Below are 19,736 nucleotides of genomic sequence, written 5' to 3'. Positions count from 1 at the left end.
AGACGCACCTAGTGCAGGAGACGACGGAGAGCTTACTATCTGCGTGGGAGATGAACAGCCAAGCGAGCAAGAACTCTTTCAGGCGCTTACCAATGCCGATGCCGGAGGAACATGGAGTGGTCCCGTAAACGGCGTATACACCTATACCATAGAAGCCTCAGGAAGTTGCCAAGAAGATAAAGCTACTGTTACTGTAAAAGAAGAAGACGCACCTAGTGCAGGAGACGACGGAGATATTACTATTTGCATAGGAGATGAACAGCCAAGTGAACAAGAACTCTTTCAGGCTCTTTCCAATGCCGATACCGGAGGAACATGGAGTGGTCCCGTAAACGGCGTATACACCTATACCATAGAAGCCTCAGGAAGTTGCCCAGAAGATAAAGCTACTGTTACTGTAACCGAAGAAGACTGTGTAGAACCACCAGAAGGCTGTGAAACTGCCTTTGCTAAGGATGATGAGAATAATGATACTTGCTTTTTAGACTTCGAAGACGATAAGGGTAAAGATTTATTCAACCGATGGGGGTGGTCCAATTATTTAGCTTCCGAAGGAACTTATGTAATGGATCTATACGCAGGTGCCGGACAGTGTATCACAAGTAACGGTGCTAAATCGGGAACTGTTACCGTGACCTATGACGCAGGAAAGGTAAAAGTGGAAATTATTCTTGAAACTGGTTTTGTCATGAAAGAGGCACATTTATATATTGGGGAAGAACCATACCCTGTAAATTCCAATAACAATAAGCCAACCGTTGCGCCCGGGCAATACCCTTACAACGCTGGAACATTAAATGACGTTACCACCTACATATTTGAACCTTCGGAAACCTTTTCAGGAGATATTTATGTTATTGTGCATGCAGTTACTTGTTTTACAGGGCAAAATGATAAACAGGCTGTATCCGATACCAAAGCTTCGATTTACCAGAAACCCCAGTCCGATATTGTTAATGTTGACCTTGACATCAATTATGAGGCTAATGTCAATGTAAGTTTCCAAGACTTATCGGGAAGGACATTATTAAAAGCTCGAAGCAAAAAAGTAATTGCCGGAAAAAACAAGTTGGAATATAATTTAAGTGGAATATCTTCTCAGGTACTGATAATGAAAGTATATACAGGCAGGGAAATACTCGCTAAAAAAATTCTTATGATTAAGTAAGTATTCCATCCTATCTATAGTTTGCAATTCATTTTAAAAAAGAGAGCTCCCAACACCTTAGAGCTCTCTTTTTAAATAATTAAACCGGATAAACATCGTAGTCTAATCAAGCGCACCCATATACTCCTGAAGGTATTGGTGCAATGCCTTTTCTGGTTTAGATAGCAAGGAATGCTTATAATCCACTTCTAATACATCTAATAGGCGCATTAGATTAAACCCAATTGTATAGTGATAATTGGATGGCCCGGCATAGGTTAAATAGCTAAATTCTTCTTTGTTCAAATCAAATTCTTTAAATTCTCTGTAGCCTTGAAACAAGGAATCGGCTGCTATACTGGGGGAATTTGCTTGGTTAGCCAGAACATTTAAGACTTTCATACTTTTGTATTCCATATACCTTGCAGAACCTTCCTGTGTACAATAATAGTTTTCAACCTTTTCTAAATACGGATACTTTTCCCGGTATCTTTCTATTCGCAGTAATCTGGCCTGGAGGTAACTATTAAGCAAAAGGTTACGTTTGCCTACATCTTGTTCGCCTATTGCTTTTAGTAAATAATCATTTTCAAGTTGAATCATCTCAAAGAAATTTTGGTCTTCCCGACACAATTTTTGCAGGTCTCTGGGGTCATAGGGTAAGGAAGTAATTTCTTGTTTTGCATACTTAATAAAGGCAGGGTTATTGTATTGAAAATGATGGAACATCTCATGAAGTACCATAGTCGTCCACATTTCACTGCTTTTCACAGAGGGTATATAATCGCCCGTTTCTTCTACAGAAAGAAACTGTTGTATTGGATGATCGAAGTAGATTTTTGAACTATCGCTGCTATCAAAACTTATCATTAATTCAAAGTGATAGGGTATACTGTCTGTGCGTGGCCCGGTGATGTAATCTGGGCTATATTTCGTATAATTTTCCAATTTGCCTAATACCTGTGTGCTGGGAAAGAAAATTTCTGATTTATCTCTGTTGAAATAATTGAAGGCACCCTCCACGGCCCTATCATTAAAAGCCTTCCAATATTGCTGCGCAACCAATTCTCTTAGGTTTAGTGCGAAACAAATTCGTCTGGAAGATAAACTATCCGGAAGTTCAAAGACTTGTTGAGAATCAACTTCCATTGTAACCGTATTCGTGTCTTTCTTTTTAGTTTCACAGGATAAGAAAATTACTCCCATAATTATTACACCCAGGAGCTTGCTTAATTTTTTTAAAATGATTGGTTTTGGAGCTGACATATATTCTTTGCTGCTTTAGAATGATTTAAAAATATGGAAAATGTAGCAAAACGTTCTGGCGTTTTTTCTCCTAAATATTATCGACGTTTCTATACTGGATTTGTTACCAAGTGGTATTAGAATAATTTAGTAGTTATATTATAATACCATGAAGCAGCATTAAGGGATTTTCCTAAATACACGCGGGTCTTGTTTGCTAGAATCTCAAAAAAGGATATAGTTTTAACTACAGAGTTCAATCAGGGACTAAATTATGAATAGTGCTTTGTACAGTACCTTTAAAAGGCATCTTATGCACATTTGAAATATCATAGCTAATGGACATCACATCTACTGGCTTGATGTGTTCTATTGACAAGCTTACGGCTTTTCCATCCTTGGATAATTCTGCCTTTCTAATTGGTAAAATTTGTTCATTATAGCGATCGGAACCGTATTTACTACTTCTTTTTAATTCCCAAGATTTTATGACATAGTTAGCAGTATTCGTAGCATCTCTAAGATCCAATTCAGAGGCGAAGCTCAATACAATTCGGGAAGTGGTGGTTTTTAAGTGAATCGGAGTGGTTAAAGGTTTTCCCGTATACCGAATACGGTAGAGACCACCTCCCCGAAGCATTTGATTAGTGCCCCAGGCAGACATGCCACAGGCGTATAGTTGGCCATCACCCGGGTTGAATCTTCCGCGCATAACGCCTGTTAAAAACTTAATCCCAGGTAAGTCGACCACGCCTCCTTGCATTTGACCTTTAATCTTTTCATGCAAGACCAGTTGAATCTTTCCATAACCATAAGAAAAACTTAAAAGGCTACCATTTAAAGGACCCCACTTATCACTATCGACCCATAGTAATTCCGAAGGCGAGCGATCAAATTCCATATCCACCCAAACCATTGGTTGCTCCATGGCAATTCTGCTGGAATCTTTTGGAGGATTATATCCCCACATATTGCCATAAAACTTCCCTTTTCCTTCTACCCAGTTGATTCGGTTCATAGGGTTCCAAAAGCCTTGTTGATCCGTTACTAAAAAACTGCCGTCGGGATTTATGCAAACGCCGTTTGCTGCTCTGAATCCTGTAGCAATTATATCGGTTTTAGCCCCGTCCTTACTCACCTTCAACAAAGTGCCATGTTGCGGTACCAGAGCCTCCCGGGCGTGTCGTCCACTTTTGGCGTAATAAAGGTTCCCCTGATTATCAGCTTGCAATCCCATGGCAAATTCATGAAAATGATCCGTAACTTGGTGGTCATGATTAAAACTCTCGTAAAAATCAGTTTCCTTATCTCCATTAAAATCGCGCAACAATACCAGTTGATCTCTACAAATAACATAAATATTATCCTCCAATACTTTAATCCCCAGCGGTTGAAAAAGACCCGAGCCTATTCGTTGCCAACTTAACTCTCCAGCACCATTAGTAAGTCCTGAAATAAGCCATATATCTCCATCTGTGGTACATACAACCGCCTTGTTGGTATCTTTCATAAAATCGATGCCACTTAATTTCATGCGGCAGGCCCAAGGATTTTTGAAAGGAGGAGTTAATTGATCCACGGCAAACGTACCATTATCGGATCCTTTGGTAATAGTAGTTTTTATGATTTCAGGATAATGCGGTAAGCCCTTGCCCAAGGTATATTTTCTTAGATCTTCCACAGTACTCTTGTCTTTTACCAACTTTTCGTGTTCCAAGTTATTTGTCTCCGCAACAAATAGTTTAAGCCTTACATCTATTGACTTTTGCACATTTAAAATATAATAACCTCCTTCTATAGATATATTGGCCCCTTCTCCTAGTAAGGCTACCCCAGACGTTTCCGGTGCAATCCTCATTTTTAGAATAGATGTAGAAGGGGATATATTTAAAGTTCTGGTAAAAAGCGTATCCTTCTTGTTACTCTCCATCCCAAACTTTTCTAAAATATCTGCAGTGCCTACGGAATAAGAAATAACCATCTCACTATCCTGATGATATAGTCCTTTGTAATTGGCCCAACCCTTAGGTAAGGGACCAAATGCTCGTCCATCTCGGGCTCTAAACCTTGGGTCTTCAAAGGAACCTGTTTTAGGATTCGCCCATCCTGGGCCTACTGGAGTTTCAAAATGAAGTCTGCCAATAGTCCGAGGGTAGGTTTCATGCTGATCATTTAAAAGTATCCCATTCCAATCTATAAAGCCTGTACCCGTCCATCCACCGGCTACACGCATTAGATCATGATCGAATATCATCCAGGCCTTACCTTTTGATATCCCGCCTTCTCCCTCGTCGAGCCTTATGGCAATCCCTTTATAGGCAAAGTTGTTTTTTAGATAATCCTCATCAGGATATGGAGAGGGACCAGGGGAGTGATATCTCTTAATCCCGGTTCTTTCATCTGCCAATTCATAGGTGTTAATAAAAAAATTCCCATAGTCCATATCAGCCCATGGTTTATAGGGTTTGGTTTCCGGGCCACGGGAACTTCCTTGGGGTAAACCTGAAAGATAGGCAGGGGTGCTGCGGATATAATTATCTTTCTCCTTTTCCCTTATATATTTATGACGGATATAGGTGATAACATCATATTTGTCCTGTGGAGTTAAAGTTGGCTGCGGAGGCATTGCACCATATCCCCTACTAATTGTCTGATACATGGAATAGGGATCGCTACCCGCTTTTAATTCCTGTTCCCAAAATTTCGTAGAAAGAGGAATAGAGCCTTCCACCTCTTCGTTGCCGTGGCAATTGATACAATTAACGCTGTATATACGTTCCCCATTTTTATACCCATCTCTGTCCATGTCGGCAATTATTCCAGCATGGTCAATGTCTCTTTCTAATTCTGCCAAACCCTCTTTTGAAAGCACATACTTTATTTGTGATCGATCAATGACCAGGGCTTTAGCAACCCGTTTTATGGCCGTAAATTGGTAGGATTTCCCCTCCATATGCAGCTTGCCTGAAAAAGTGTTACCATCAAAAGTGCCCTGCAAAACTGCTTCCTCTCCATCCATGATAAAACTGCCTGATAGGCTCTTTTCATTAAGCATTACATTTTCTAAAATAAAGGTACCAACTTCCAATGAAACCAGAGAAACCTCAGAGCTTTTGAATGCTTCCTTTAGCTTTAATATACCTTGAATCTGGTATTCTCCATAATCGATCGTATAATCCCAAAATTCGTTTCGGGAATTAGAAAGGCAACTACTTGCCAAAACAGCTAATAAACACAGCCCCCAAAGCAATTTGTTATAAATTTTTAGTCCGAACATTTTATGCTATTTTAATCCTTTCTCTTTCCACCTATGGCTTCTCTTCTTAACATATGCCTTTTCGCTACAACTAATATTTGAAGAGAAATATGTTTTGCCTGTGCCAAAATAGAATTTTGACACAGACAGAGTCTTGTCTGAGATTATCGCTTCTCGTTGGTCACAGTATTGTTTTAGCCGCTAACTACTATTGTTACAAGTCTTAAAAGATTTTTATTTTTCATGTTTTTAACTTAAAACGGTAAGACAAGTATGAATTGAGGTTGTTACATCTACCAAAGTTTTACATGTATTAGTCCCTTCTTTCTAATACATCCGAACGCCCAGTAATTTATGCCGAGTCTACCAATTAGAAAAATACCTAACCCACCTTGTTCGCAATTTGCTATTACTCCACAGGCGGATTAGTAATTGCCTTTGTAAAAGTCATTTTAAGCCGCTGATTGATTAACTGCTGTGGTTTTGTAGATGTTTTATAATAGAGATTAGAAAAGGCTACAATGTCATTATATGCCACCCATACTTCTCCATGCTCATTTTCATAAACCAACAGCTTTTGACAAAAAGCATCCAGCCCAATTTTAGGAGTGCTTACCATTGCTTTGCCTCCTGGTGCGGGGCCACCAAAAAGGAGTAATGTGGTTGGCCTTAATTCAACATCTAGGCTTGCAGCTTCTTTTTGATAATCTATATCCGCAAACCATTTGGTATCCCCTTGAGACATGACAATATTTTTTAAATTTTGAATGGTAACCGCATAATTAAAATCAGATTTTATACTTACAATTCCGAAACCTTCCTGAACGTTAGATACGTCTGTTTTAGATATCATTTCCAATGGGAAAGAGCTTATAATTTTTGAAATAGCAGCATTATAGTCGAAAAGAATACTATCCGCCAATTGATGTCGCTTCTGAATAAATTCTGCAGAAGTATATGCTATTTTTACACTACTAGTATCCGCTTCGGTATAGCATAGGACTTTAAATGGTAGATCTAAAGCCGTGAGTTGTTTTTCTTTTATGATTGCCACATCTATCTCGGCATCCGAAAAAATAGTTGCAATTGAAGGCGGGGTATATACGCCTGCTTCAGCTGCCATTCTGTGATGGTCTAAGGACACTACCAAACTATAAGGCAAAATGAACCTCCCTAATTTTTTTACCGTTTTGTCAACCTCTCCCGTTATACCTATTTCCTTAACGATAGTATTTTTATTTTTCGAATTTTGGCCACAGGAAGTACAGAAAAAAATGCTCCCTAAAATAAGTGTTGATATAATATTTTTCATGTTCTTTTATAATAATGGATTATATAAAGCAGCAAGCTTTTACTGACTATACTGTTTATTATTTGTCTATAAGGCTTGTCCATTTTAGTCGAGTTTTGGGGTATTTGTCCGTAATAGGGCTAAGAATCAATGTGTCTCCTGAAAAGAAATATTTTCTTTTGGCCACCGTCCCCCACCTATTTTGAAAATTTGTTGATTCAATATGATGCTCAACAACTTTTAGGGAGTCGTTAACCTTATACTTGCCAAAATAGACAAAATTGTCCGCCAAATGCCTCAAATCTTCAAAAGTTAGACTGTCTAGACCCCCACTTCCTTCAAACTTATATTTATCATAATCTTCAGTTACGTGATGAACCCCCATACCACCTCTGCCGTCGTATAAAATAAATCCTTTTCGATTTCTATAATGATCTTGGCGAGGCTTCCAATTAGAAGCAGAATCCGCCTGTATTTCCACGATATAAAGAGTCCACCTTCCTGTAAATTTATCGAAATCGGATAGTTCCTTTTCCCTTTGACAGGAAGCCGCAAGAGATATTAAAAGGCACAAGCATATATATTTCAATATCCTATTATTCTATGGTTAGTAAGCCGTCTTAATTGTTAGTGAAAACTTCCTTTGCAATAACAATACTGGCTTCTAACTTCGTTGCATAGATTTCTGTTACTTCTATATTGAACAAATTTTGATGCAATAAAATCATATCTGCAAATTTTCCAACTGTTATAGATCTTAATTTGTCTCCAACCCCTAATACTTCTGCACCTCCTATGGTTGCTATAGACATTGCTTGTTCTAAGGTAATGGATTTAAGCAGTAATACAGCAGATTTTTTCGAATTATTTTTCAAATCAAATAAGTGTTAATGGCTATCTCTTTGCAGGAGTTTGTGCATTAATAATTTGATGCTTATTAAATTTTATTAAAAAAAATAACTATACTAATTCTTGATAATTCTAGCACTACCTGCTTTAACGCAAAGGTCTAGTATATGAAGTGAAGGGATCTAATGGAAGCCATGAGATCCCTTGCTAGGGGAAATTTATCTTTCAATAACTAAGTTTTCCAGGTACCGGAGAGCAGAAGCGATTAGATTCTTCCGATTCTTTGCCTTTTCATTATAAGAATCCAAAGTCTTCCTGTTTAATTTTCGCCCTTTTACAAAAACGTAGGTCGGATTCTCTAATGAAGACAACTCAACCAGAGGGTTTTCATCCACTAATAAGAAGTTTGCAATCTTACCCTCTTCAATAGTCCCAAGCTGGTTCATAATGGTATGCGTTTTTGAAGCGTTTACTGTAGCTGTTTTTATAACCTCATAATTAGAAAGACCAGCTTCTTTATAAAAGGCAAGTTCTTGATGAATTGAAAAACCTGGAATGGTAACCCCAATTCCTGCGTCCGTTCCGCAAATTATAGTAGCATTTGCTTCATGCAGCTTTTTAACAATGGTAATGTGGAAGTCATGCTGTGTTTTTATCCGATTAACGGTCTCAGGATCTTCTTGCTTGGCATTAAACCAACGTTCAAACTGTGTTTTGCTATCCGCTTTCTTTATAAGTGGATTCATGTACGCTAATAATTTTGAGTCTAAAATTCTATCATCAATCATCATTTGATAAATATTATTAAATCCTGTAAGTGTAGGACAATAACTCGTGTGTTTAGCTTGCGAAATTGAATCAATTATTGGTTGCAACTTTAAGGTATCCATATCAAAATGTAAAGGTTGTTGTACAATTTCCTCGGCATGTTCTATAGATTTGATTTGAGGGTTTAAGTGATATGAAAATGGTACCTTTTGAGAAGGATGAGCAACAATATCCATTCCAGAACTATTGGCTTGATCAATCACCGCATCAAAGATCTCCTTATCCAAACCATAATACGTTTTAATTAAATCATAACCTCGGTCTTTATAGGAAATAACTTTTTCCGTGGCTTCCTTAGGATGGCTTAGATTAATATTATCGTCTCCAATAAATTCTTGTCCAGTCAGTTTCGGTCCGGTAGTCACAAATATTGGCGAGATGATTTTATTATCGTTCACATCTTCTTTTATTCTTAAATGCATAGGCATACCCCATAAATTTCTCACTGCGGTAACGCCATTTGACAGATAAAGCCCAAGTTCATATCTATCCCAAACATGAACATGCATATCAATAAGACCTGGAGTTAAGTACTTATTATTTGCATCAAAAATTTGTACCTCCTTTATTTCAATACTGTCTGCTATCTTTTCTATCCTACCTTTGTTTATGTACAACATTTTATTTACTAAAACAGTGTCTTGATTCATTGGTATTACATTGACATTGGTAATAAGATATGCGTCGTTATAAGCCAAGTCGCTCTTATTGATTTTTAAGTAGCCAGTTCCTAATGAATCAACTCCAAGAGTGATAATGCCCGTTAAGACCAAGGCCAAAATAATAGCAAAGACAATTTTTAATAGGCGTTTAATTATTTTCATTTGTTTAATTATTGCTAATTGATACTCTATAGATCCAATAAGGTACAAGCAGGCGGAGAAATAATGGGCATTTAGTTAGTGGAAGGGTGTACATTTTGCACCCTAGATTAATGCCTTAAAGGTAATTAATCTGAATTAAAAGTAGTCCTAAAAGTCTAGGAGGCGGACTCTGTTTCGATGTTGAAATAATTAATGCTCTTTTGAATTGTTTTTTTGGACAGTAAAGCTCTTTATCTAAATTGTTTTGGTCTCCTCTGCACGCTAGCATTTTCAACAATTTTCATAATTCGCTTGTTTCTTGTTTCTTTACGCCTAGCTGAAAACACCCAGTATAACATTGACTTTTTATAGGAATTCGCCTGCTTTTCAAAGAATTCCATTGCTCCTTTCAGACTTTTAAGCTCTCGTTCTAGGTCTTCCGGTATCTCCATACTTTCAATTGAGTCTAGAATGATCCAGGAACCATTTTCTTTTGCAATTTCAATGCTTTTATACCCAGCTTCTTTCATAAGGCCCTGGTCTATTAGGTTTTTAACTTTGTCCTTGTTCACTTTAGACCAATTACTTTTAGGTTTTCTTTTACTGAAATACTGTTTGTAACGCTCGTTATCCACTATTTTTCTTATGCTGTCTATCCAACCAAAACAAAGTGATTCGTTAACAGATTCACTCCAACTAAGGTTAAAATTTGGGGACTTTTTTTTATAGAAAATCAACCAAACGGCGTCTTTTTCTATGTGATTCAATTCAAGCCAGTCTCTCCAAGCTTTTTTGTTTTTCGGACATATTTCTTCGGCTTCTTTCATACATAATTTTGTTTTCCTAAATACTTATAAGCCCGGGCTATGGGCAGTCGCCTGCCTAGGCAGGAAATTTAGTAAATACGCCAAGATGTTAATCCAAAAGAATTTACGCAAGTTGGGGCCGGCAAGGTTACTATCTATGCCCGCTTGGCGTGAAACCTTTAAAATGGCGTGAACATCTATGTCATTCTTGGCTTTTCTACTTTTTTGTTCTGTTAACTTCAATAATTTTCACAATGCAATCCGCCCTCTAATTCCATACAAAAAAATGCTGCTCTGTTGAGCATTTAATGCAGGGTTTACAATGAATTGAAAATCGGGTGTAATCGCTACCCGTTGGGATAATTGAAGACGATAAAATAGCTCAAAGGTATGTTGATCTTCTGCTATTCCAAAAGTAGTTTCGTTGGTTTGTCCCCAGCTATAGCCAAAACTCAATAAATGATTTCCCGGATTAGGTTGATATCCAATACCTAAGGCTAAGGCTTTTTGCAATAAACTGCCTGCATCTTTTGTATAAGCAAAACGCGCAAATGGAAGCCATGTTTCGTTGATATATTTGGTGCCCGATAATACAAACCCCCACCCATCGGGGTCACCAGTAGCCGATGTTTCATCTCTTTGCCAAAAAGTAGCGTGAATATTGTCTAATACTATGTATTCCTTTGCAGAAGATATGCCAATTTCGGCATGTTTAAAATATTCATTATTGTTAAAGAAAGTATTGAAACCTTCAAAAACATTCGCTGTATTACCATTTAGGTCTCCAATACCGGCTATGGCGTATATGTTTTTGGTAATCCAACCTCCGATACCTATTCCTAAATAACCATCATTGGGAACGTTTACTGCGGCTACACCAGTAGAAAAACTAAAGTTCATAAAATGCATCCAAGGGCTGGCGAGTCCATATACGTCCAAAAAGTCGGTCACATCTAAAAACCCAGTCACAATAGCTAGCCTACCATTGGCCAATCGTTGTCTCCAATATAAGTTTTGCGTTCTGTAACCACTATTATTAAATGGAGGAGCTATTAAACCTACATAGCCCATGTCTAAACCCAGACTCGATAAAGGGATGGCGCTGTATTTGTGTCGATGTTCTAATTTATAAACTAAAGCACCTGAATTACCTGAATTTTTACCTACTAAATCCCAAGACCCGTAAAATCTAAATATACCTCCACTAGCCGATCCAGCTCCTATGTCTGAGCTAGTTTCAAAAAATACACTTGTGTAGTCTAACGCAAAATTTAAACCTGTTTTTTCTTCTACATTATTTTTAAAATCAAAATAAGGTTGTAAAAATGGTAATTCTAAGAAGGATGGTTTTATTCTTTTATCTATGGCAATACGATTATCCACCTGATCCACACTACCCAATTTCGGGATGGAGTCATTTTCCTGAGCACTTAAATAGGGGCTTAGGAAAATGAGTAGAACATATATTATACTTTTATATATTTTTAACTCTATTTTGTATCTAACGTTTCATTTGACAGAGAAGAAGTTTCGATTAGATTCTGCTCCTTCCAATCTTTTTCTGTGATATTTTGGTAACGTCCTTTTTCTTCTACTGGGAATCTGATAGGTTGTCCCGGATTCACATCTTTTAACACCTTTGAGTTTTGAACCACTATAGTACCATGAACCAACACATAAGGAATACCTGTACTTGGCAATCCATTGCTGCCAGCCTTATAGGTTGCATGTTCGGTTACATTCTTGGCATCAATAACTACAATATCTGCTATCATTCCCTCTTGCATTCGTCCACGCTCCTGCATGGCTTTTAAGCCCGTATCACCAATGAATTTGGCTGGCCAGTAACTAAGTTGCGATAGACTATGCATTAATGGTACGCCATTTTCACGAGCAACTCTTAAGACTGTCGCATGTGTTCCTGCCAGTCTAGGATGACCGGCATAATCTTCATAAGCGCCATCCCAGCCAACAAAATCACCGTTTTTATCTAAACCTGGCATACCATCACCGGCAACTACAAAACCTTCAACTTTGGTCCATTCAGGCAGCCACTTTTTACGCGGCGGACTGTAAGCAATTAGCGTTCTTCCGGGCTCCTCTTTGGCAATTTTAAGAAACTCTTCTTTGGTAACGAATTTATCCATCTGGGGATCATAAATGGTTTCTTCGTATTTATAATTCATTAAATCTTCCCAAATTGGTGGATTTACAATAGCCGCACCATAGTTACCTGAACCTGCAATCCATGGATAATATGTTGCCCATACATTATATCCTTGCTTACGAGCATTTGCAAGTAACTCCTCGTTTTCCCACCACCCAAATTCATTATCATGATGTATTTGTAATGGTGCATTTAATGTCATCGCATTTGAAATTAACTCTTTTGCGCCAATAGGTCCTTCAGTTGGTGGTGTTGCACTAGGATGAAATCGATGATGAACGCTAGTAACTCGACCATACTGACCCGCCAGTTTTTGAGTGGTATACATTTCATAACTTACAATAGCTTTTCCGGCGTAACCAATCAGTGATCCTATACCTAACGCACCTTGTCTTAGCTCTTCGTCAAGTATGGCATGTATCTCGTTGATTTGGTCGTAGCTTGAGGGATCATTGGCCCATCCTTCATGACCATCTCTAGCACTTTCAGCACGGTGAACACTCAGAGTATAGGGCATAGAGATATCCGGGCCTTTTAAAGACATTTTATCATGTACGCGCATCCGGGCATATTCCTGTCCAGCTACAGTACCAAAATTAGCCTGTGTTTTACCAGTTCGCTTTTCATACCATTCGGGAATATTTAATGCTCCAACTTCAAAATCCATTTGAGTTGTTACCCCATCTCGTAAATTAACTTTTATACCAAAGGGGTCAAGACCGTGTTGTTCATAATCTATAAAACCAGCCGTAACAACATGGCCTGAAGCGTCAATAGTCTCTGTACCAGAAATATCATCTTTTGTAATGGCTAGGATTCTCCCGTCTTTAATGCCAACATTACGAACGCCATCAAACATAGTCTCCGGATCCATAACACGACCATTTAGAATAACAACGTCATAGCCATCAATAGGGTTTGATAACTCTTTTTTTTCTTTGTTAGTACAACTAATAACTGTGGCCAGTGTAATAGTGAGAAAAAGAAGTTTTTTCATTTTTTTTATCTATTAAAAGGACTTAATACGAAACCCAAAGGACTTCATATTTAGTTCAATGAGGTACAACTCAGCAGAGAGTTATTCTTCCACCACATTTGATATATCCCTACTTGAGGGCATTGCGCAACAAAAAGCGTTCTCTAAAATGTTTTTACTTCCTCATAAAGGTATTACCCTAAACTGTATTATATATAAGCTATATCGGCAAAGATATGGTTTATACATTGTTGTGTACAGCATCATTTCATTTTTTCTGTGTTCAATGATTCATATGCAAATCTCAAATTATACTCATAAAACCGATCAAACCAATAGTCTTTATATTTATCAGGAATTAAGAAATTTTCAGGGTTTTCTATAGACACTTTGTTTTTGACTAGATCTTTAGCTGAGGATTGAAGGTTCACTAAGTAATCCATCATTTGATCAATAAGTTCTTTAGATCCAATTTGTCCGTGACCGGGTAATATCGTGGAAACTTCAAGCGAATTCATAAAATAAAGCCATGCTTTCCATTTCGATATGTCTCCATGTGCTACATAGGGATGGCATTTATTGAATATAAGATCACCTGTAAATAAGATACGGTCATCTGGCAAATACATCACCAGGTCGCTTGGGGTATGTCCTTCTCCTTTTGATATTAATTGGATTTTTCGATTAGGACCATTTAAATACAATGTACTATCAACAAACACATTGGGCAATTGCGTTTTAACTTCTATATGGCTATTTGACAGGGTCTCATAATAGGGCCTCCACATAAGAATCTGTTTGTATTCTCTCGATTGCTTATCTCCAACAAATGAATTATACAGGGAATCATAATAAAATAGACGGGCCGGCGCATTTTCTTTTTCATATGCAATTTGTAAAGGCTCTTCTTCTTCAATGAGCTCTCTAGTCCCAGTAGTACTAATTATTTTTACATCTTTCGAAAAGACCTGATTGCCTCGAATATGGTCGTTGTGAAAGTGGCTATTAACCACATATTTTACTGGTGACAAGTTCATTTTCTGTACAACAATTAATAATTCTTCTGCTACAGCAGGAGACAGAAAGCTGTCAAAGATTAAAGTCTCTTTTCCATTATCAACAATACCTGCGTTACAAATGGCTTTTCCTCCAAATTTGTGGACGCAGCCGTAAATTCCATCGCCTAATTCTACTAATTCGAAGTTGTCGGATTTAATCTGATCTTCAGACCTATTTTTACAACTGATAAATAATATTGAGGCGAAGAATATTATTAAAATTGATTTCATAACTTCATAATTTCATTTAGTTGAACACTAATGAACTTTGTATTTTATGTAATGAGGTGCAAGCCCATGAAGAGCTATTCTAGCAGCGAATTGAGTAGGCACCTAGTTAAGGGCTGTGAATTTTGCACCTTGCTATATAGTCTTAAAGTTATAAAAAAACCTTGGAATGAGTTCTAATGCAAAAAGCCATCAAGGCCAATGTGCAAAAATTAAACGTTCTCTAAGACGGTTTTTGGATAACCAAAACCAAATTACGCTTAACGCTCTTGTCTATAGCTGGTGTAGGGTCAGTTACGAGGATTTTCCATCTGAAGCAGATAGTGAATTATTAAGAATTTCTATTGATATTCAGGCGCTATGAACCATAAAAATAATCTTCCACTAAATTATGTGGAATATTAGACTTGAAAATTGATTGGTTCTTAAATAGCATTATAAAAAACAGTGTTAAAATAGAGCTCTTTTTATATATCATTATAATTAGTTGGTGTTTATAGTTGCCAAATTGGAACCAATATATGGAATGAAGTTTTACTTGATCGATGGATGACCTGTTGCGTTTCCTGTTAATGGAATAAACTCAATGGCCGAATAGTAGGCCTTAGTCGTTTCCATAGGTTCGCCCTTAATGAATAAAGGAATAATAGTATTTGCAACCTCTGCATCCCATTGTGCCTGTTCATGTCCTGCATTTTCTACCTGTACATGAATACCGTTTTCAAAACCCTTTATAGTTTCTTCAACCTGTTCTATCGGGGTTCTACAATCCAAGGTGCCGGTTATAAACAAAGTGGGTATCTCGGTCTTTAAGGGGATGGAAGGGTCAACTGAAAGAATAGTAGCCGGCCATTGATCTTTTACGGCTGAAAACGGGAAGTTAACTATATTTCCAAACATACTTTCTTGACGCTCCTTTTCTATCACAGACCACCTTTCTAGACTTGCACCGGACGCCAGCTGTTGGTTGATACCTTGTCCTGGCAGTCCAATTGCCAATACAATCCTTTTTTGTACAAACCAGGTAAGTAGGGAGTAATCACCAGTATTAATAGAATGTAATAGTCTGGGTATTACTGGAATGTCATGATAATCATCAATATCCAATCGCAGAATAAGTCCAAGTCCAAAATCACCTATTTTAAGCTCCATTTCTTTTCTTGTCAAGGGGTTTTTAACGATGACTAAAGCAGGATTCTCTTTAAGTTTTTTCATTGTTTCACATACCAACTTCTCAAACTCTAATGCAGTCATATTAAGTGTGCCTTCTTGTTCTACCAAATGGGCAATTTTCTTAATATGTGCGTCCAAATGTCTCGGAAAATTGAACGCTTGATTCGGGGCATCAGCTCCAACGAGAATAGCTTTATCTACCTGGTTTGGAAACATCTCCATGACCGTCATTCCGATTTGCGAACCATAACTAAAACCGAATATAGTGTATCTATCAAACCCAAGGGCATTCATTAAAACATTTACGTCTTGGGCGTGTTCCTCGATGTTGTAACCAGAGATATCAACCCCATCCTCGCTGAATTTATCCAAAGCAGTCTTTGCCATCTTTTGGTAGTGCTGATTTGCAAATGTTTCAGAGATAAAAAAGTCGGTCGGAAAGTCTTCCTGCCAGATATACGTAAGTGCCTCATCAATAGAACCCCTTCGGTCTAAAAAGATAAGGTCGGCTACTTCTAAAATTTCAATTCTATCATGTAGATCTTTTTCACTATCGGCTTCCCAAGTACTCATCCCTCCGCCTCCTTCCAAATAAACAACAGGGGAGGAAGGATTCTTCGATAAGCTTTTCAGATACACATATTTCAATCGAATCTTTCTACTTGATGTATCCTTACGGTTTTCGGGAACTTCCAGAAAGCCGACTTGTCCTTCTACCTTAAGACCTCCGGAGGTCTTATACTGCTTCGACTTTACGTTGACTAGATTACTTTGACTAAAGCTAGAGCTGGTCAGAAGGATTGTACTTAGTAATGTGATAAATATCTTGTTCATTTTTGTTTTTTTCCAAAGGTCCATGTAGACTGAAAAAAAAACAAATTAGTTAAGTCTCAAATAGCCATATGAAACTTCTCTAGGCTTGAGACTCGATAAACTGCGATGGAGTTATGCCTGTTTCTTTCTTAAAAGCACGGTAAAAAGAGGCCTTAGACCTAAAGCCAACTTCTTGCCCCAGACCTATGATCGAATACTTTTGGCTTTCCCTTTCACAGACACGTTCCTTGAAAGCCTCTATCCGATGGTAGTTAATCAGATCGTTAAAATTCGTTAGAAGTGATTCATTGATTACGTTGGAAAGGCTGTTGATAGGCCAATTCAGATGGTTGGCTAGCTTAGCGAGGGTCAAGGCCGAATCACAATACAATTTCTTTTCTTTGAGCACATATAGTAATTGATTCTTTCGACCTTCCAGTTCTTCTTCCGAAAAACTGAACTTAGAGACCCTTTCTGTATAGCTTTCTACCAATTGGCCATATTTCAACAAATACAGATATCCCAGTAGATAAATACTCAAGCTTAGTAAGATTCCTAATGGTTTATATAAAAGTGCCGAGTTATTATCCACATCTTCAATGAAGAGCAATCCAACCGGAACAGCAAGGACCAAGAAACCAATTAGAAAACTCCATGTAATAATCAGGTAGTTGAGCCATTTTTTAATTTTCTCAAATTCCCTAAGCATGTGTTTTGCTTCGGACGACTCTCGATAAATGAAATAAGTGTAGATACTTAAGTGAATTGCGCCAAAAAAGGTAATAACCAATGCGACGCTCTGTATCAGAGGAATGTTTTCATACGCCCAATCCATGTGAGCTCTTATGTATAGGAAAATGGCAGTAAAGAATACGCCATCCAGCAGCATTGACGGTAAAAAATGTAACAAGTCTTTTTTTGAAAAAATTCTCTTTGGATCCTTAATATACAAGATATGTAGATAGGCCAGGGGCCCGTATGAGAGACTAAATTCCATAGGAAAAGGATACTTGGCATTGAATCCGCTTATGGACTCTTCCAGAATGAGATGCAAAAGCGAAAGAGAGAACAGAAATACGAGCAGGCCGAAAAAGAGGTTAGTTTTTTTATTCTGTCTCCGAAAAATGATAATAAAACCCAGTAATACCCCCTGAAAAACAGCAAGTAAAAAGAAAAAGTTAGATGAGTTTAATGAAGTGTCGATCATTGATTATGAATACTATCTATTATTCTTGACTTTTTTACGTACAGTTTAAACTTATATAGCCTTTATTCAGGGCCAGGCAGAATTGGTGCTAATACACTTTATCTTTAACTCAATGAGTTGCAGGTCCATGGAGAGCTATCCTCGCAGCGTATTGGGCATATCTCAAGTTAAGGGCTGCTAATTTTGTACCTTGCTATATAGTCTTAAAGTTATAAAAAAACCTTGGAATGAGTTCTAATGCAAAAAGCCATCAAGGCCAATGTGCAAAAAATAAAACGTTCTCTAAGACGGTTTTTGGATAACCAAAACCAAATTACGCTTAACGCTCTTGTCTATAGCTGGTGTTGGGTCAGTTACGAGGATTTTCCATCTGAAGCAGATTGTGGATTATTAAGAATTTCTATTAGAAATTCAGGCGCTATGAACCGTAAAAATAATCTTCCACTAAATTATGTGGAATATTAGACTTGAAAATTGATTGGTTCATAAATAGCATTATAAAAAACAGTGTTAAAATAGAGCTCTTTTTATATATTATAATTTCTAATAGGAAGAATCGCTTTGCCGTAGTAATGACTAATACCCTACATCCGGATCAAACATGTATCCTTTTAGTGTCTTAAGGGAACAAATAACAACTTAAAAGCAATTTTGTTTATCCAAAAAAGTTCAATTTTAATTATACAGCGTCGCTATCTGACTCCCAGACAAGGCTTCAGAATAAATAGTGAAATCGTCGATGTCCCCTTTAAAATTACTCCCTGAACAATTTATGGCTTTCCCTATATACAGGTTTAGAGTCGTTGTAAAATCCGTCCCAGGACTTATACTTACGGATTCTTCTACTATCCCATTTAGATATAAGGTCAAAAACACACCTTCTCTTACCAAAACAGCATTAAACCAATCTCCCGTGTCCACTGCATTTCTAGAATTAAGATTATAGTTACTCGAAGCATTAGCGTATGCTTCTAAGAAGTTTTCTTGACCCATGCTTGTTTGTTTTAGACCGGTTGCTGTACCTTCTCCTGGAATACAACTATTTGTACTTCGTTTTTCCCAAATTACCCCTTCACTTTCCGAAGTACTTCTAAACCAAACAGAGACCGTGAAATCCGTAGAGCTCAAGATGTTTTCTGCAGAAGATGGTATTTCTATAAAATCATCAACTCCATTAAAGCTATAGGCGCTATAGGCATTTCCAAATCTATCTGTAGTTAGAACAGCCCCACTTACATTCCCGTCATTGCCGTTGCCAGATTCATCATTAGCATTTCCATTAAACGGGTAGTAAGCTATTGGTGCGGGTAATGAGTTACAGGCTTCGTCTATTTCTCCGTTACAATTATCGTCCATCCCATTACCGCAAATTTCTTCAGCATTAGGATTTATCTCAAAATTACTGTCGTCACAATCTACAGGACCGCAGTCGTTTTCTATATCAAAGAAACCATCCTCATCTAAATCTACGGCATCTCCATGTCTTTGATGAGCAGAAACCGCATTAATACTTATATTCAACACCTTCCCTTTGTGACAGATATCTACCTTGGCATTCTTGTCTTTCCCACTAATTTCTGCGTTGGCAGACAGATCAGCTTCCAGAATATTTGATTCTTCTTTTTGGCACGAATAACTGATGAACAAGAACATCGTTAAGAGAAAATAAACAAAAGACTTTTGTGGTTGATTATTAACTAGATAGCCTCGCATAAATAAAAATTTTTGGCCCTGTAAGATAGAAAAAATCTCATAACCCATTAAAAACAAAAAATCCAGTAAACATAATGCTTACTGGACTTAATTTGCTCCCCCTCTTGGGCTCGAACCAAGGACCCTCTGATTAACAGTCAGATGCTCTAACCAACTGAGCTAAGGAGGAATGTTTC

The 19,736-nt window shown here is 37.6% G+C and carries 16 protein-coding genes and 1 tRNA gene; 3 read left to right on the top strand and 14 right to left on the bottom strand.

The features are described 5' to 3' along the window. Window positions 1–1,168: T9SS type A sorting domain-containing protein (locus PXG98_RS04660; protein WP_276389245.1), on the top strand; the 1,168-nt coding region annotated here is incomplete at its 5' end. Between the two features lie 102 nt (window positions 1,169–1,270). Here PXG98_RS04660 and PXG98_RS04655 read toward each other — a convergent pair. The 10 genes from PXG98_RS04655 to PXG98_RS04610 form a co-directional block, all read right to left on the bottom strand. Beyond that, entirely contained in the window at window positions 1,271–2,413 is a 1,143-nt protein-coding gene (locus tag PXG98_RS04655; protein WP_276389244.1) for a hypothetical protein, read from the bottom strand. Window positions 2,414–2,648: 235 nt separating this feature from the next. Further along, window positions 2,649–5,669: a DUF6797 domain-containing protein gene (locus PXG98_RS04650; RefSeq protein WP_276389243.1), complete on the bottom strand. Its 3,021-nt coding sequence runs from the start codon at window positions 5,667–5,669 to the stop codon at window positions 2,649–2,651. Between the two features lie 388 nt (window positions 5,670–6,057). After that, window positions 6,058–6,960, bottom strand: coding sequence for a DUF302 domain-containing protein (locus PXG98_RS04645; RefSeq protein ID WP_276389242.1), 903 nt, complete (start codon window positions 6,958–6,960; stop codon window positions 6,058–6,060). 58 nt (window positions 6,961–7,018) lie between these two features. Further along, entirely contained in the window at window positions 7,019–7,513 is a 495-nt protein-coding gene (locus PXG98_RS04640) for a lipocalin-like domain-containing protein (protein WP_276389241.1), read from the bottom strand. 46 nt (window positions 7,514–7,559) lie between these two features. Further along, window positions 7,560–7,814, bottom strand: a complete 255-nt coding sequence (locus tag PXG98_RS04635; protein ID WP_276389240.1) for an amidohydrolase family protein — start codon at window positions 7,812–7,814, stop codon at window positions 7,560–7,562. 192 nt (window positions 7,815–8,006) lie between these two features. Then, on the bottom strand, window positions 8,007–9,440 hold the full coding sequence (locus PXG98_RS04630; RefSeq protein WP_276389239.1) for an amidohydrolase family protein: 1,434 nt from the start codon (window positions 9,438–9,440) through the stop codon (window positions 8,007–8,009). 230 nt (window positions 9,441–9,670) lie between these two features. Beyond that, the gene (locus tag PXG98_RS04625) at window positions 9,671–10,246 is read right to left on the bottom strand and encodes a YdeI/OmpD-associated family protein (protein WP_276389238.1); all 576 of its coding nucleotides are present in this window, start codon (window positions 10,244–10,246) and stop codon (window positions 9,671–9,673) included. 228 nt (window positions 10,247–10,474) lie between these two features. Then, window positions 10,475–11,617 carry a carbohydrate porin gene (locus PXG98_RS16465; RefSeq protein ID WP_276389237.1) on the bottom strand — a complete coding sequence of 381 codons (1,143 nt, stop codon included), beginning with the start codon at window positions 11,615–11,617 and terminating at the stop codon, window positions 10,475–10,477. Window positions 11,618–11,715: 98 nt separating this feature from the next. Next, the gene (locus tag PXG98_RS04615) at window positions 11,716–13,389 is read right to left on the bottom strand and encodes an amidohydrolase family protein (protein WP_276389236.1); all 1,674 of its coding nucleotides are present in this window, start codon (window positions 13,387–13,389) and stop codon (window positions 11,716–11,718) included. 242 nt (window positions 13,390–13,631) lie between these two features. Then, entirely contained in the window at window positions 13,632–14,657 is a 1,026-nt protein-coding gene (locus tag PXG98_RS04610; RefSeq protein WP_276389235.1) for an MBL fold metallo-hydrolase, read from the bottom strand. Between the two features lie 166 nt (window positions 14,658–14,823). Here PXG98_RS04610 and PXG98_RS04605 point away from each other — a divergent pair, with 166 nt between their 5' ends. Beyond that, the gene (locus tag PXG98_RS04605) at window positions 14,824–15,018 is read left to right on the top strand and encodes a hypothetical protein (protein WP_276389234.1); all 195 of its coding nucleotides are present in this window, start codon (window positions 14,824–14,826) and stop codon (window positions 15,016–15,018) included. Between the two features lie 170 nt (window positions 15,019–15,188). Here PXG98_RS04605 and PXG98_RS04600 read toward each other — a convergent pair whose 3' ends face one another. Further along, a complete protein-coding gene (locus PXG98_RS04600) occupies window positions 15,189–16,661 on the bottom strand; it encodes an alpha/beta hydrolase (protein WP_276389233.1) in 1,473 nt (490 codons plus the stop codon). Between the two features lie 79 nt (window positions 16,662–16,740). Then, window positions 16,741–17,847, bottom strand: a complete 1,107-nt coding sequence (locus PXG98_RS04595) for a helix-turn-helix domain-containing protein (protein ID WP_276389232.1) — start codon at window positions 17,845–17,847, stop codon at window positions 16,741–16,743. A gap of 237 nt (window positions 17,848–18,084) precedes the next feature. Between PXG98_RS04595 and PXG98_RS04590 the strand changes: the two genes are divergently transcribed. Continuing rightward, the gene (locus PXG98_RS04590; protein ID WP_276389231.1) at window positions 18,085–18,312 is read left to right on the top strand and encodes a hypothetical protein; all 228 of its coding nucleotides are present in this window, start codon (window positions 18,085–18,087) and stop codon (window positions 18,310–18,312) included. A gap of 210 nt (window positions 18,313–18,522) precedes the next feature. On the opposite strand, the gene PXG98_RS04585 is transcribed toward PXG98_RS04590, so the two are convergent. Both PXG98_RS04585 and PXG98_RS04580 read right to left on the bottom strand, forming a co-directional pair. Beyond that, window positions 18,523–19,560, bottom strand: a complete 1,038-nt coding sequence (locus PXG98_RS04585) for a LamG-like jellyroll fold domain-containing protein (protein WP_276389230.1) — start codon at window positions 19,558–19,560, stop codon at window positions 18,523–18,525. 95 nt (window positions 19,561–19,655) lie between these two features. After that, window positions 19,656–19,729, bottom strand: a tRNA-Asn gene (locus tag PXG98_RS04580). Window positions 19,730–19,736 lie beyond the last annotated feature (7 nt).

Origin of the sequence: Eudoraea chungangensis, from assembly GCF_029360665.1 — a bacterium.
In the GTDB taxonomy this organism is placed as follows: domain Bacteria; phylum Bacteroidota; class Bacteroidia; order Flavobacteriales; family Flavobacteriaceae; genus Eudoraea; species Eudoraea chungangensis.
The sequence above is the reverse complement of the archived record's forward strand: the minus strand, read 5'-3'. Positions and strand labels throughout refer to the sequence as shown.

Excerpts from the sequence above, each read along its gene's own strand:
- PXG98_RS04590 (WP_276389231.1), top strand. The coding sequence starts at position 18,085 with ATGCAAAAAGCCATCAAGGCCAATGTGCAAAAAATAAAACGTTCTCTA.
- PXG98_RS04625 (WP_276389238.1), bottom strand. The coding sequence starts at position 10,246 with ATGAAAGAAGCCGAAGAAATATGTCCGAAAAACAAAAAAGCTTGGAGA.
- PXG98_RS04655 (WP_276389244.1), bottom strand. The coding sequence starts at position 2,413 with ATGTCAGCTCCAAAACCAATCATTTTAAAAAAATTAAGCAAGCTCCTG.
- PXG98_RS04615 (WP_276389236.1), bottom strand. The coding sequence starts at position 13,389 with ATGAAAAAACTTCTTTTTCTCACTATTACACTGGCCACAGTTATTAGT.
- PXG98_RS04645 (WP_276389242.1), bottom strand. The coding sequence starts at position 6,960 with ATGAAAAATATTATATCAACACTTATTTTAGGGAGCATTTTTTTCTGT.
- PXG98_RS04650 (WP_276389243.1), bottom strand. The coding sequence starts at position 5,669 with ATGTTCGGACTAAAAATTTATAACAAATTGCTTTGGGGGCTGTGTTTA.
- PXG98_RS04630 (WP_276389239.1), bottom strand. The coding sequence starts at position 9,440 with ATGAAAATAATTAAACGCCTATTAAAAATTGTCTTTGCTATTATTTTG.
- PXG98_RS04595 (WP_276389232.1), bottom strand. The coding sequence starts at position 17,847 with ATGATCGACACTTCATTAAACTCATCTAACTTTTTCTTTTTACTTGCT.
- PXG98_RS04600 (WP_276389233.1), bottom strand. The coding sequence starts at position 16,661 with ATGAACAAGATATTTATCACATTACTAAGTACAATCCTTCTGACCAGC.
- PXG98_RS04585 (WP_276389230.1), bottom strand. The coding sequence starts at position 19,560 with ATGCGAGGCTATCTAGTTAATAATCAACCACAAAAGTCTTTTGTTTAT.
- PXG98_RS04610 (WP_276389235.1), bottom strand. The coding sequence starts at position 14,657 with ATGAAATCAATTTTAATAATATTCTTCGCCTCAATATTATTTATCAGT.
- PXG98_RS04605 (WP_276389234.1), top strand. The coding sequence starts at position 14,824 with ATGAGTTCTAATGCAAAAAGCCATCAAGGCCAATGTGCAAAAATTAAA.